General features: G+C 66.9%; 11 protein-coding genes. 5 read left to right on the top strand and 6 right to left on the bottom strand.

What is annotated here, in order from left to right; genetic code table 11:
- Window positions 1-5: 5 nt before the first annotated feature.
- The 5 genes from exbD (at window position 6) to GGI48_RS15825 (ending at window position 5,819) form a co-directional block, all read left to right on the top strand.
- Window positions 6-434: a TonB system transport protein ExbD gene (exbD, locus tag GGI48_RS15845; protein ID WP_179599104.1), complete on the top strand. Its 429-nt coding sequence runs from the start codon at window positions 6-8 to the stop codon at window positions 432-434.
- Window positions 431-1,183 (top strand): energy transducer TonB, encoded by a 753-nt coding sequence (locus tag GGI48_RS15840; RefSeq protein WP_016963704.1) that lies wholly within the window; start codon window positions 431-433, stop codon window positions 1,181-1,183. The genes exbD and GGI48_RS15840 overlap by 4 nt, the downstream gene beginning before the upstream one ends.
- Window positions 1,184-1,333: 150 nt before the next feature.
- Window positions 1,334-2,254 carry a hydrogen peroxide-inducible genes activator gene (locus GGI48_RS15835; RefSeq protein ID WP_016963703.1) on the top strand — a complete coding sequence of 307 codons (921 nt, stop codon included), beginning with the start codon at window positions 1,334-1,336 and terminating at the stop codon, window positions 2,252-2,254.
- Window positions 2,255-2,263: 9 nt separating this feature from the next.
- Entirely contained in the window at window positions 2,264-4,339 is a 2,076-nt protein-coding gene (gene recG / locus GGI48_RS15830; RefSeq protein WP_016963702.1) for an ATP-dependent DNA helicase RecG, read from the top strand.
- Between the two features lie 79 nt (window positions 4,340-4,418).
- A complete protein-coding gene (locus GGI48_RS15825; protein ID WP_016963701.1) occupies window positions 4,419-5,819 on the top strand; it encodes an aminoacyl-tRNA deacylase and HDOD domain-containing protein in 1,401 nt (466 codons plus the stop codon).
- Window positions 5,820-5,888: 69 nt separating this feature from the next.
- Here the strand turns inward: GGI48_RS15825 and GGI48_RS15820 are convergent, their stop codons facing one another.
- From GGI48_RS15820 to GGI48_RS15795, 6 genes are all read right to left on the bottom strand, one after another.
- Window positions 5,889-6,272, bottom strand: a complete 384-nt coding sequence (locus GGI48_RS15820; protein ID WP_042940722.1) for a hypothetical protein — start codon at window positions 6,270-6,272, stop codon at window positions 5,889-5,891.
- Window positions 6,273-6,412: 140 nt separating this feature from the next.
- Window positions 6,413-7,351 carry a type VI secretion system-associated lipoprotein TagQ gene (gene tagQ / locus GGI48_RS15815; protein WP_016963699.1) on the bottom strand — a complete coding sequence of 313 codons (939 nt, stop codon included), beginning with the start codon at window positions 7,349-7,351 and terminating at the stop codon, window positions 6,413-6,415.
- Between the two features lie 83 nt (window positions 7,352-7,434).
- The gene (locus GGI48_RS15810; RefSeq protein ID WP_233172481.1) at window positions 7,435-9,117 is read right to left on the bottom strand and encodes a formylglycine-generating enzyme family protein; all 1,683 of its coding nucleotides are present in this window, start codon (window positions 9,115-9,117) and stop codon (window positions 7,435-7,437) included.
- Between the two features lie 22 nt (window positions 9,118-9,139).
- Window positions 9,140-10,342: an ABC transporter permease gene (locus tag GGI48_RS15805; RefSeq protein ID WP_103741883.1), complete on the bottom strand. Its 1,203-nt coding sequence runs from the start codon at window positions 10,340-10,342 to the stop codon at window positions 9,140-9,142.
- Window positions 10,342-11,058 carry an ABC transporter ATP-binding protein gene (locus GGI48_RS15800; RefSeq protein WP_179599102.1) on the bottom strand — a complete coding sequence of 239 codons (717 nt, stop codon included), beginning with the start codon at window positions 11,056-11,058 and terminating at the stop codon, window positions 10,342-10,344. Before GGI48_RS15800 ends, GGI48_RS15805 begins: the two co-directional genes overlap by 1 nt.
- The gene (locus GGI48_RS15795; protein ID WP_179599100.1) at window positions 11,058-14,141 is read right to left on the bottom strand and encodes a serine/threonine-protein kinase; all 3,084 of its coding nucleotides are present in this window, start codon (window positions 14,139-14,141) and stop codon (window positions 11,058-11,060) included. The genes GGI48_RS15800 and GGI48_RS15795 overlap by 1 nt, the downstream gene beginning before the upstream one ends.
- Between the last annotated feature and the right edge of the window lie 2 nt (window positions 14,142-14,143).

Below are 14,143 nucleotides of genomic sequence, written 5' to 3'. Positions count from 1 at the left end.
CAGCCATGGGCTTGCATTTGAAAGAAGGCGCAGGCGACGACCTGGCCGAAAACCACGAAATCAACGTCACGCCGTTCATCGACGTGATGCTGGTATTGCTCATCATCTTCATGGTGGCCGCCCCGCTGGCCACCGTGGACATCAAGGTCGACCTGCCCGCCTCCAGCGCCAAACCGGCGCCGCGCCCGGAAAAACCAGTGTTCCTCAGCGTCAAGGCCGACCAGCGCCTGTTCATCGGCGAAGAGGAAGTCAAGGCCGAAGCCCTGGGCGCCATCCTCGACGCTCGCACTCACGGCAAGAAGGACACGACCATCTTCTTCCAGGCCGACAAGGGCGTGAACTACGGCGATCTGATGAGCGTCATGGACAACCTGCGGGCCGCCGGCTACCTGAAAGTCGGCCTGGTCGGACTTGAGACGGCAGCCAAGAAATGATCACGACGCGCCAAAGACTGACGCGTTACAGCGGTAGCCTGGCGGTGGTGCTGGGCGTCCATGCGCTGGCGATCCTCCTCGCCCTCAACTGGTCCAAGCCACAACCAATACCCATTCCGCCCCAGGCCATGGTGGTGGAACTGGCGCCTGCCCCTGTGCCGCCTCCACCGGCACCACCGAAAGTGGTGCCTACGCCACAACCGCCTGCGCCGGTGGAAGAACTGCCGCTGCCCAAGCTCGCCGAAGCGCCGAAACCAACCATTTCGGTGCCCAAGCCGGCCAAGCCAAAGCCCAAGCCACAGCCGCCAAAGCCCGTGGTCAAGCCCGAGCCGCCCAAGGAAAAGCCTTCCGAGGAAAAGCCCAGCGACGCCCCGGTCACGCCCTCCCCGTCCCAGCAGCCCGCCCCCGCGACCGCTGGTCCGTCACCGGCCCAGGCCGCCGCCAAGGCCAACTGGCAGGGACTGGTGCAGGCGCATCTGGCCAAGCACAAGCGCTATCCGAGCGAGGCTCAACGTCGAGGCAAGGAAGGCACCAACTCCCTGCACTTCGTGGTTGATGCCGAAGGCAAGGTGCTGTCCTACGAGCTGACCAGCCGCTCGGGCAATGCGGATCTGGACCGGGCCACCCTGGACATGATCCGCCGCGCCCAGCCACTGCCCAAACCGCCGGCCGATATGCTCACCAATGGCACCGTGGAAGTCACCGCGCCCTTCAACTACGAAATCGACAGAAGCCGCGGTCGCCGCTGATACCCCGCCAAGGGCACCTGCAAAGGTGCCCTTGGTGTTTGCCCAGCCCGAAGCAGGCATTGGCGGGTGTCGCATTCCACCCTCCGTCTGATAACGTGCGTCTATCGATTGCAGCCGTTATGCTTGGCCGCAACCTCATGGACGCCCGCTATGACCCTCACAGAATTACGCTACATCGTCACCCTCGCCCAAGAGCAGCACTTCGGCCACGCCGCCGAGCGTTGCCATGTCAGCCAGCCGACCCTCTCGGTCGGCGTGAAAAAGCTTGAAGACGAACTCGGTGTGCTGATTTTCGAGCGCAGCAAGAGCGCGGTGCGCCTGACCCCGGTCGGCGAAACCATCGTCGCCCAGGCACAAAAGGTCCTGGAACAGGCCCAGGGCATTCGCGAACTGGCCCAGGCCGGCAAGAACCAGCTGACCGCGCCGCTCAAGGTGGGCGCCATCTATACCGTCGGCCCCTACCTGTTCCCGCACCTGATTCCCCAGCTGCACCGGGTTGCGCCGCAGATGCCGCTGTATATCGAAGAGAACTTCACCCACGTACTGCGCGACAAGCTGCGCAATGGCGAGCTGGACGCGATCATCATCGCCCTGCCGTTCAACGAAGCCGATGTCCTGACCCTGCCGCTGTACGACGAGCCCTTCTACGTGCTGATGCCCAGCGGCCACTCCTGGACCAAGAAGGAAACCATCGACGCCAACCTGCTCAACGACAAGAGCCTGTTGCTGCTGGGCGAAGGCCACTGCTTCCGCGACCAGGTGCTGGAGGCCTGCCCGACCCTGACCAAGGGCAACGACGGCGCCAAGCACACCACCGTGGAATCCAGCTCCCTGGAAACCATCCGCCACATGGTCGCCTCCGGCCTGGGCATCTCGATCCTGCCGCTGTCGGCGGTGGACAGCCACCACTACGCCCCTGGGGTGATCGAAGTCCGTCCCCTGACCCCGCCGGTGCCGTTCCGCACCGTAGCCATCGCCTGGCGCGCCAGCTTCCCGCGGCCCAAGGCCATCGAGATCCTCGCCGACTCGATCCGCCTGTGCTCGGTGGCCAAGCCGCCCGCCGCGAGCTAAGCAAGCGCAATGACTGAGCTGTCGAAAGTGCCGGTCACGGCACTCAAGGGCGTCGGCGAAGCCATGGCCGAGAAGCTGGCCAAGGTCGGCCTGGAAAACCTTCAGGACGTGCTGTTCCACCTGCCCCTGCGCTACCAGGACCGCACCCGCGTGGTGCCGATCGGCGCCCTGCGCCCGGGCCAGGATGCGGTGATCGAGGGCACCGTCAGCGGCGCCGATGTGGTCATGGGCAAGCGCCGCAGCCTGCTGGTGCGCCTGCAGGACGGCACCGGCGGCCTGAGCCTGCGCTTCTACCATTTCAGCAACGCGCAGAAGGACGGCCTGAAACGCGGCACCCGCGTGCGCTGCTACGGCGAAGCCCGGCCCGGCGCCTCGGGCCTGGAGATCTACCACCCGGAATACCGCGCCATCAGTGGCGACGAACCGCCGCCGGTGGACCAGACCCTGACCCCCATCTACCCGCTGACCGAGGGCCTGACCCAGCAGCGCCTGCGCCTGCTCTGCCAGCAGAGCCTGGCCCTGCTCGGCCCGCGCAGCCTGCCGGACTGGCTGCCGGAGGAACTGGCCCGGGACTACCAGCTGGCGCCCCTGGACGATGCGATCCGCTACCTGCATCACCCGCCGGCGGACGCCGATGTCGACGAACTGGCCCTGGGTCACCACTGGGCCCAGCACCGCCTGGCGTTCGAGGAGCTGCTGACCCATCAGCTGTCCCAGCAACGCCTGCGCGACAGCCTGCGCTCCCAGCGCGCCCCGGTGCTGCCCGTGGCCAAGAAGCTGCCGGCCCAGTACCTGAAGAACCTCGGCTTCGCCCCCACCGGCGCGCAACAGCGCGTGGGCAACGAGATCGCCTACGACCTGAGCCAGCCGGAGCCCATGCTGCGGCTGATCCAGGGTGACGTCGGCGCCGGCAAGACCGTGGTCGCCGCCCTCGCCGCCCTGCAGGCCCTGGAAGCCGGTTACCAGGTGGCGCTGATGGCGCCCACCGAGATCCTCGCCGAGCAGCACTTCATCACCTTCAAGCGCTGGCTCGAACCCCTGGGCCTGGAAGTCGCCTGGCTGGCGGGCAAGCTCAAGGGCAAGAACCGCGCAGCGGCCCTGGAACAGATCGCCGGCGGCGCGCCGATGGTGGTGGGCACCCATGCCCTGTTCCAGGACGAGGTGCAGTTCAAGAACCTGGCCCTGGTGATCATCGACGAACAGCACCGCTTCGGCGTCCAGCAGCGCCTGGCCCTGCGCCAGAAAGGCGTCGGCGGCCGCCTCTGCCCGCACCAGCTGATCATGACCGCCACGCCGATTCCGCGAACCCTGGCGATGAGCGCCTACGCCGACCTGGACACCTCGATCCTCGACGAACTGCCCCCCGGCCGGACCCCGGTCAACACCGTGCTGGTCACCGACAGCCGCCGTGTCGAAGTGATCGAGCGAGTGCGCGCCGCCTGCGCCGAAGGGCGCCAGGCCTACTGGGTCTGCACCCTGATCGAAGAATCCGAAGAGCTCACCTGCCAGGCCGCCGAAACCACCTTCGAAGACCTCTCCAGCGCCCTGGGCGAACTGCGCGTGGGACTGATCCACGGCCGCATGAAACCGGCGGAGAAAGCCGCGGTGATGGCCGAGTTCAAGGCCGGCCACCTGCAACTGCTGGTGGCCACCACGGTGATCGAGGTCGGGGTCGACGTGCCCAATGCCAGCCTGATGATCATCGAGAACCCGGAACGCCTGGGCCTGGCTCAGTTGCACCAGCTGCGCGGCCGGGTAGGGCGCGGCAGCGCCGCCAGCCACTGCGTGCTGCTCTACCATCCGCCGCTTTCACAGATCGGGCGGCAGCGCCTGGGCATCATGCGAGAAACCAACGACGGTTTCGTCATCGCCGAGAAGGATCTGGAACTGCGCGGCCCCGGGGAAATGCTCGGCACCCGCCAGACCGGCCTCTTGCAGTTCAAGGTCGCCGACCTGATGCGCGACGCCGATCTGCTGCCCGCGGTACGCGATGCCGCCCAGGCATTGCTGGAACGCTGGCCGGATCACGTCAGCCCGTTGCTGGAACGCTGGCTGCGCCATGGCCAGCAATACGGCCAAGTGTGAACCACCACTCAGTTAGTGAACCCTCGCCATAACCAAGCTGGTTATACTCGACAAATTGTAGAAAAACGGATACCAGACCATGACAGAAGTTGCCCTCGACATTGCAACCCCACACGCTCCGTCTGTTATCCGGTTGCTGCTCGGCAAGCTGGCCATCAGCTACAACGAAGTGCTCGACCAGCCGGGTCTGCCGGCTGCGCGCAAGGTCCAGGCGGTGCTGCTGGACGACGCCGTCGGCGCGCTGATGGTGCTGTTCCCGCAGAGCCAGCTACTGGACCTCAACCGCCTCGCCGAACTCACCGGCCGCCGTCTCACCGCAGTGTCCACCGAACGCCTGGAGCGCATGCTCGGCAAGCACAGCCTGAGCCTGTTGCCCGGCCTGCCGGCGCTCACCAGCTCGCCGTGCCTGTACGAAGAAAGCCTGCTGCGCGAACCCAGCCTGCTGATCAATTCCGGCGAACCCGGGGTGCTCCTGGAAATCACCAACGAAGCCTTCAAGAGCATGCTCAACAAGGCCAGCGCCGGGCATTTCGGCGAGCCCCTGAGCAGCATCCGCCCCAACCTCGACCGCCCGGACGATGACCGCGAGGAAATCACCCAGGCCATGCAGGCCTTCACCGCGCGGCGCATCCAGCAGCGCCTGGAAGCCACCATCGAGATCCCGCCGCTGGCGGAAACCGCGCAGAAGATCATCAAGCTACGGGTCGACCCCAACGCCACCATCGACGACATCACCGGCGTGGTGGAAACCGACCCGGCCCTGGCCGCGCAGGTCGTGAGCTGGGCGGCCTCGCCCTACTACGCCTCGCCGGGCAAGATCCGCTCGGTGGAAGACGCCATCGTCCGCGTGCTGGGCTTCGATCTGGTGATCAACCTGGCGCTGGGCCTGGCCCTGGGCAAGACCCTGAGCCTGCCCAAGGACCAGCCGCAACAGGCCACGCCCTACTGGCAGCAATCAATCTACACCGCGGCGGTGATCGAGGGCCTGACCCGCGCCATGCCTCGCGCCCAGCGTCCGGAAGCCGGCCTGACCTACCTCGCCGGCCTGCTGCACAACTTCGGCTACCTGCTGCTGGCCCACGTGTTCCCGCCGCACTTCTCGCTGATCTGCCGGCACCTGGAGGTCAACCCGCACCTGTGCCACAGCTACGTAGAGCAGCACCTGCTGGGCATCAGCCGCGAACAGATCGGCTCCTGGCTGATGCGCTACTGGGACATGCCGGACGAGCTGTCCACCGCCCTGCGCTTCCAGCACGACCCGAGCTACGACGGCGCCTTCGCCGAGTACCCCAACCTGGTGTGCCTGGCGGTGCGCCTGCTGCGCAGCCGGGGCATCGGCTCCGGCCCCCACGAAGAGATCCCCGACGCCCTGTTCGAGCGCCTGGGCCTGAGCCGCGACAAGGCCGAAGACGTGGTGAGCAAGGTACTGGAAGCAGAAGTGCTGCTGCGCGAACTGGCTTCGCAGTTCAGCCAGGCCTGAGCCCATTCGCCGGCAAGCCGGCTCCTACACCCGACTTGTAGGAGCCGGCTCGCCGGCGAAGCCCCACCCTCAAGCCTTGGGCTTGGCCTTTTTCGGTTTCAAATACTTGGTCAGGCCCTGGAACCAGATCACCAGCGCCGGGTTGCCCTTGATCTGAATCGACTTGTCCTGAATCCCGGTCATGAACGCCAACTGTTTGTTCTTCGCCTGCATCGTGGCGAAGCCGTAGGCGGCGTCCTTGAAGGCAATGGCGAACGCAGGCTCCGGGTAGAACCCCGAACGACTGGTAATGCGCTGGTCCTTGACGAAGAAATGTCGAGCAACCTTGCCGTCGAGGGTCTGCAGCTGGAACACCAGCTCCTTGTCGCCCAACTGTTGCTGGAAAGCGGGATTGTTGCGGCTGGCCTTGCCCATCAACAGGCCAAGCATCCAGAGAAGAAAACGAAATTTCATGCACGGCGCCTCAGTGGAATTGTTAGGTGGCCGGCGCAGTTTAACCTGTAACCCGAAGAGCGCCAGTCGATCTGGCCAATTACTCGGAGATCGACTGGCGTTCAACGCTTATCGCGACATCTTGTCAGACAATCACTGACTCAGACGTTAGGGCAAGGCACCGGTGCCCAGTCACCCAGGTCCGGGTTCTTGCACATGCTGTTGACCTGGGTCTGGCCTGTGCTGGCGACTTTGCTGCTCTCGGCCTGCTTGGTCTTGGCCTGCTGGATCGACTTCTCGGTGCTCACCGCTTCCGCTGGCACCGTCGGCAGCTTGGGTTGCTTGACCTTCTGCACCGGCTGCTTCTTCTTGCCACCGCTGGTGGTGGTCACCGGAGTGGTATCGGCGGTGGCGACTTTCACCACGTCGGTACGCTGCACGCCCACCTGTTGCAGATCCTGCTCGTAGGCCTGGTTGTACTTGTTCAGGTCTTCGCTGGCCCGGCCGTTCACCGCGGCGATCAGGTCGTTGGACTCTTTCAGGCCGCTGACGATTTCCGCCAGGCGCTTGCGCCCTTCCACGTCATTGATGCTGTTGGCCTTGCGCGCGCTGATCAGGCTGTCGAAGGCACGCTGGTAGCAGGTTTGCGAGGCACGGGCGTAGGCCGTGCTGCGGTCGATGTCGGCCGCGCTCTTGTTGACGTCGGTGGCGTAGGACGCGATGCGCTGATTGTCGTCGGCGATCTGTTTCTGGCGCTCGGTGTAGTAACCGGCGGCGCCACCGGCCAGGGCACCGCCTGCGGCGCCGATGGCGGCGTTGCGGCCACGGTGGTCGCCGTCACCGGTCAGGGCACCGAGCAAGGCACCGCCAGCGGCGCCCAGGGCGGCGCCGGTCACCACCGACTTGGTCATGTCCGAATCGGTGGCGCGCAGGTGCTGCACCGGCTCGTAGCAGCTCGGGTAGTACTCGACCTTGGTGGTCGAGGCGACCTTGGACACCGGAGAGGTCGCGCAACCGGTCAATACGGTGCTGAACCCGGCGGCAACCAACAGCAGGTGACGCTTGGATGTTGAAGCAAATGGCTTGCGGGAAAAAAGCATGTTGATGATCTCGATTAGTGTTGACCTACTCGGCGCGACACCAGGTCGCCCGAGCTCCTCCAGGCTCGACAGACAACGGCCGGTCATGACTTCTGACCGGTCGATGCGAGCAGTTCCTTCAAAATCGTCGCCGGGTCGGCTCGCCGTTGCTGGCGATAATCCCCGACATGGCGGACGAATAACGTAGCGCGCGTCACCAGGCTCTTGCCGAGCACCGGCTTGCGATTGAGCTCTTCCTTGATCCGTTGAAATTGCGCCTGGATCACCGCGTCGGTGTAACGGGTGCCCGTGGCCAGGTTGTCGATGTAGATCGCCACCGCCCCGTCCAGCGCGCTGCGGCCGTTGTCGATGGCTTCGGCGAACAGCTTGGCGCTGGGTTCGTCCTTGGCATCGATGGCCTGCTGCTGGCTCTTCTTCAGGTTGGTCAGGCGGATGTTGTAGTTATTGATGGTCTCGGCCACCAAGGCCGACGACTGGATCAGGTTGCCGGCCGCTTCCTCGCGCTGCTGGGCGATCAGCGAGACGTTGCGCTTGAGCTCTTCGTTGACCAGCCCCAGCTCCGCCTGCAGGCGCGGATCGACACTGGCGGCAATGATTGCGTCCAGGCGCTTGGTGGGGTCCTGGGCCTCATCGATGGCATCGGTCAGGGACGCCAGGCGGCCCTCCTTCTGCCACTGGGCGAACAGTTCCTTGTAGCGCGAACGCGGGGCCGACAAGGCGCCGATGGCCACCCGAAAGCCCGTGGTTTCGTTGCTCTGCTCAGTGCCGTCGGCGCCGAACAGCGGGTACTCGCGACGCATCCCGGTGAACAGCGTGCCCTCGCCTTCCAGGTAATTGCCGCCCTTGACCACGAAGCCGCCGTAGGTGCCCTGGCGGCGCCCGGCGCGCACCAGCTGGAAGGATTCCTGGACCATCTCGGCGGCGTTGCCGATCACGTCGAACAGGCCGATGGGGTTGGGCAGCTTGGTGCCGATCGGCATCAAGCGCGCCGCCTGACCGGTGCCGCCGGCCACCTGGTTGAACACCGCCCAATCCGCCAGCGGGCCGTCTTCCTCGCTGCCCTCGACCCGCCGCGGGAACAGCCGCCCTTCCAGCTCCTGGCGACTCACCGCCTGACCGCCACGGGCCGCGTACTCCCACTCCACCTCGGTGGGCAGGCGCACAAAACCCAGGCCGCCGTCGTCGGAGGAACTGCCACGGCCGCTGACCGGCAGCAGGTCACGGTGATGCTTCATCAGCCAGGCGCTGTAGACCGCGGCGAAGCGCTCGGCCTCGAAACGCGACAGCTTGACCTTGGGCAGGCGCCCCTGCAGGCCGTCCGGCGCCTCGCAGGCCGGGGCCGGCTCGCCGCTGGCCAGGGACTGGGCCTGAGCCATGACCTGAGCGTACTGGCGGGCGGTGACCTCGTACTTGCCGATGAAATACAGCATCGGCTTGAGGGGCACCCCGTTGCCGGTTTTCGGCAAGGCCGGGCCGATGGTCTTGCCCCAGGCCGAAGGCAGGTCCTTGAGGGTGAACTGACCGTTGATGTAGTCCCGGCGATAGCCGGAAATGAACGACTGCTGATAGCCGCTTTCACCTTCGCTGAAGGGGTAGCCGAGGTTGACCTCGCGGTCGTCCAGGGTGCCCTGGGCCAGCACGTAGACGTAGCGGAACACCATCTCGCCGTCACAGGGCAAGGGCAGGCTGACGTCGTCGGGCAACGGCTTGGGGTTGTCCATCTTGTTCGCCGGTTCTTCGGCCCACACGGCCCCGGCCAGGGTCATGGCCAGCACGGTGCTGATCAACTTATACATCGCGAATTCCTTCACAGGCTTCAATGCGCGACACCCGCCAGCCGCCCAGCGCGGCGGCCAGGGTGCTGACGCCCAGCGTCGCCAACAGGGCCAGCCCGTAATGGGCCGGCAGCAGGTGGCTGGCGTACTCGCCGGGCACCTGCATGAACAAATGATTCAGCCCGGCCTGGGCCAGGCCATACAGGGCGCCACTCAACAGCGCGGCAAACCCGGCGCTGTACAGCGCCTGGGCCACCACGAACAGCAACAGCGCGCCGGTGGAAAACCCCAGCAGGCGCAGCACCGACAACTCCCGGCGCTTGCGCTCCACCGCCGCCAGGGCCCCGGCGAAGATCGCCGCGAAGGCGCCGGCCAGGGCCAGCCCGGCGATCACCCAGAACACGATGGACAGGTTGCGGCTCAAGGACTGCACCTGGGCGATGGTCTGCGCCTGGGTCGCCACCAGCAGGCCGCGCTCGGCGAAATACAGCCGCAGCGGCTCGACGTCATCCAGATCGCGGGCATACAGGCGAAACGCCGGGTAGACCCGCTGCGCGGAGGCGGCCTGGGCCTCGCCGAGCCAGCCCAGGGCTGCCACGGCGCGACCGTCGCGGTAATCCTCGGCGGCCTCCAGCAACGCCAGCGGAGCGAACAGCGCGTCCCGGGCAAAGGCTTCCAGGGGCAGGATGCCTTCCACCTGGACCCGGGTCCGCTGCACCTCGCTGCGCCCCGCCACCTGCCGGCCAAAGCTCGCCTGCAGCCAGTCCCCCGGCCGCACCCCGAGCTTCTCGGCGGCGGTGCGGCTGAGCAGCACGCCGTTCATGCTCCGGGGGGTGGACAAGCGCCCGAGCAACGGGTCGCCCACGGCGGTCGGCACCATCTCCACGGTCAGGCCGATATCCCCGGTGCCCCGGGACAGGTCTGCGGTGGCGGCAATCTGCCGGGTGCGCGGCAAGGCGAAGGCCACGTCCGGGCGCTGGCCCAGCTCGGCAATGAACTGGGCGCTGAAGCGTCCGCCGCCCAGGGGAATGATCTCGCGCACCGCCGGGTCCTGTTCCAGGCGCTCGGTGAGGCTGGTGACCAGCCCGAACTTGAGCCCGAACAGCACCAGCAGCGGCGCGATCACCGCCACCAGGGCCAGCACCGAACAGGCCGACAGCCAGGCGTCGGCGCGGTAGTCCTGCCAGGCCAGTGCCGCGGTCAGAGAGGCACGCATCAGCAGGCCTCCCCCAGGGTCGCGGTGACCCCGCCGTCGGCATCGCGCCGGCAAGCAATGCGCCGCACCTGCAAACCGTTGGCCCGGGCCAGCACCTCATCGTGGGTGGCGATCACGCAGCACACCCCCTGATCGCGGGATTGCTGCACCAGCAGTTGCATCACTCTTTGCGCGTTCAAGGGGTCCAAAGCCGCCGTCGGCTCATCCGCCAGCAACACCTGCGGGCCGTGGGCCAGGGCTCGGGCGCAACTGACCCGCTGGCGCTGGCCCACCGACAGGGCGGCGGGCTTCTTGTGCAGTTGATCGGCGATCTCCAGGCGCTCGGCCAGGCGCCGGGGAATGCCGTCGTCGGCCAGCCCCAACAGTTTGCGCGGCAGGCCGATATTCCCGCGCACGTCGAGAAAGCCCAGCAGGCCGCCGGTCTGCAGCACATAGCCCAGGTGCCGGCTGCGCAATTGCGCCAGGGCACTGTGGCCCGCGTCGCGCCAGATCCCGAGGATGTCGATGGGGTCTTTGGCCGGGGCGAATTCAAAACGCGCCGCCGAATCCGGCGCCAGCACCAGCGCCAGCAGATCGAGCAGCGTGCTCTTGCCGCAGCCGCTGGGGCCGACCACCGCCAGCTGGTCGCCCGCGCGCAGTTGCAGCCGGGGGATCTCCAGGCTGTAGCGTTGGCGACCCTCGCCGCGGCTCTTGCGTACCTGCGCCAGATCGAGCATCACGGCAGCGTCGACAACGGAACGCGGTACAGGGCATCACCCGGCTCGGCATCGCCGAAGCGCACCCAGTTGGCCAGGTCGTTGTGGAAGGTTTCGTAGAGGCGGATCTTCGAATCCAGCTCGTCGATGAAATCTTCCTGCTCGGCCACGCTCAACGACAGCCACAGGTCCTGGGTCATGTTCAGCGACTTGCTGCGGTACGGCAGGCCTTCCAGGTATTCGCCGAGCACGCCGCCGTCGGCCAGGTTGCCGCCCTTGCGCAGGGCCGAGGGGTCGCGGCTCATGTAGGCGCTGGCGCTGGCGATTTCCTGAAAGAAATCCTTGGGCGAGGTCTGGGTCTTGCGCGCCGCATCGACGATCAGTTTCAGCGACTGCTGCAAGTCGTTGAGCTGCAACTTGGTGAGCATCACGCAGACCTGGAACGCCGGCAGCGCCGGGTTGGTCAGGTCGCGGTCGGCGGTCCAGGCGCTGACCAGCTGCGGCGCCTGACTCGCGGATTTACGACCGAGAAAATCCATGTGCATGGCGTAGCCGATGGCTGCCGATTTCTGCGCGATACTCGGCGCCGCCGCCAGCAGCGGGACTTCCTGGTGCTGGTTGCTGCGCACCTGATGCACCAAGTCGGCGAACACCGTGCCGATCTCGTCGACCCGCTCGCCGAACTTGCGCACATCGCCGCCGGGCACCGGAATGTACAGGTCGCCGATCTTCGGGTTGGCGTCGGCGGTCAGCACCCGGTACTGGGTTTCCGCCTGGGCGTGGTTCTTCTTGCCGGCATCGGTGCGCAGGTGCAGGGCGTAGATCTTGATCTGCTTGCCCAGCGCCGCCTGGCGCACTTCCGCCTCGTTCATCTGGGTACGGCTGTAGGGATCGTTCTTGCGCAGGGCCCCGGCATCGCTGACCAGCAGGATCAGGCGACCGCCATAGCCCTTCCAGTCCATGCCTTCCACCGCCTGCATCACGCCGGCGAAGGCGTCTTCGTTGAACGAGTGGCTGGAGACGTTGGTGGCCTTGACCTGGCTCACCAGCTCCTGGAAGCGCTGCGGGTCGCGGCCCTGGTCCAGGGTCACCAGGGTCTTGGTCACGTACTCCAGGCCCGGGGTCTTGCTGGTGTTGTTGCGAAAGCCCACCAGGCCGAAGCTGACGCTGTCCAGCTCGCCGCGCTCGGCGATCTTGCTCTGCAGCTCGTGCACCACGTCGCGCACCTGATCGATGTACGGCTGCATCGACACCGAGGTGTCCACCACCAGCACCACCGCGGTGCGGAAGGCATCGGCGGCGGCCGGCGGGCTGTTCGCCGGCAACGGCTTGCCGCTGCTGTCGCTGATGCTCTGCGGGCTGTTGCCCGGATCGATCGAGGCGACGTTGAGCAACTGCACCGGCTGGCCGTTCTCGTCGAAGCTTTCCTTGGAATCGAAGATCGGCAGCAGGTAGAACTGCTCCTGGGGCACCGCGCTGGCATTGGGTTCCAGGGCCAGCACCTGCTGCTCGTCCTGGGGATTCTTCTGCGCCCTGAGCAGCAGGTTCTTGGCCGCTGCCGGGTCCGCCAGCAGGCGCTCCAGCTCGCTGGCCTGACGCACGAACATCACCGGCGCGCGGCCAGAACGCTCGGTGAATTTCAGCACCAGGCTCTGCTTCCAGTCGCTGACCTGCTCGGCCGGCAACCAGCCGGCGCTGCGGCCGTCACTGGCGGCGCCCAGGCGCAGCCAGGAGCGGCCGTCGAGGTTCTTGCGCTGGTACACATAGAGCACCGAGAACGCCGGCACCGGCTTGTCCGGCGTGGCCCCCGGGGCGCTGGAAAAACTCGCCCCCGGCTTGCTCAGCACCCGCTGGAACAGGGTCTTCTTGCCCGGCATCAACAACGGCCGCTGGCCGCCATCGACATCCGCCGCCAGCGCCTGCTCCACCGGCGGCGCCACCACCGCAGGCGGGGTGCCGGCCGTCGCAGCGGTCTTGGGCACCGGCGCCGGGCTGTCGCCGGACAACCACCAGTACCCCGCACCCGCCACGGCCAGGGCCACCGCCACGGCAACCCCGGCCAGGGCCAGCACCGGGCCGCGCCGCTGTTCGGAAGCGCCACTGCCGGCGGGCGGCAGATTGGCGGTGCGCGGCGGCGCCGGTGGCTCCTCGGGCGGCTCGCGGCGCGGCGCCTGTTGCGGAATCTCGATCGACACCGGGGTCAGCCCGGCCAGGTCGTTGCCCTGAAGTACAGGCTGAGTTACAGGCTGGGGCGCAGCCTGGGGTGGCAGCGGCAACGGCTGGATCAGCGTCGCCTCCACATCGGCCGTCTCCGGCGGCAGGTTGTCCAGGGCCGCCAGCAAGGCCGCCGCGTCCGGGTAGCGTTCCGCCGGGTCCTTGGCCAGGAGCTTGCGCAGGATGTGCTGGTAGCGCCCGTGGTGCAGCGGCAGCTCCGGCAGCGGCTCGGTGAGGTGGGCCAGGGCCGTGGACAGGGCGTCGGTGCCGTTGTACGGCAACTCGCCGACGAGAATCTCGTACAGCACCACGCCCAGGGCATAGAGGTCGGCGCGACCGTCGATGTCCTGGCCCCGGGCCTGCTCCGGGCTCATGTAGCTCGGCGTGCCCACGGCAAAACCGGCCTGGGTGAACTGGGTGCGGTCGTCCAGCGACTTGGCAATGCCGAAGTCCGAGAGCACCGCCGTGCCATCGGCGCGGAACAGGATGTTGGCCGGCTTCACATCACGGTGCACCAGCCCCTGGGCGTGGGCATAACCCAGGGCCGAGGCGATCTGGCGGATGTAGGTCAGACCCTGCTCCGGGGTCAGCCCGGCGGCGATGCGCTCTTTCAGGGTGCCGTTGGGCAGGTACTCCATGGCCATGTAGTACAGCTCGCCGACATTGCCGATGTCGTGGATGGTCACGGTGTGCGGGTGCGACAGCCGCGCCAGGGTCTTGCCCTCGCGCAAGAAGCGCTCGCAGAAGCTCGGGTCGGCGGCCAGCGCCGCGGCCATCACCTTGAGCGCCACCTTGCGCTCAAGCGAACGCTGGGTCGCCAGGTACACGCTGGCCATGGCGCCTTCGCCAATCTCGCCCTGGATGTCAAAGCCGGGAATCAGAATGTCCATGG

It is taken from the genome of Pseudomonas protegens (assembly GCF_013407925.2).
In the GTDB taxonomy this organism is placed as follows: domain Bacteria; phylum Pseudomonadota; class Gammaproteobacteria; order Pseudomonadales; family Pseudomonadaceae; genus Aquipseudomonas; species Aquipseudomonas fluorescens_AP.
This window is presented reverse-complemented; position numbering and strand designations above follow the sequence as displayed.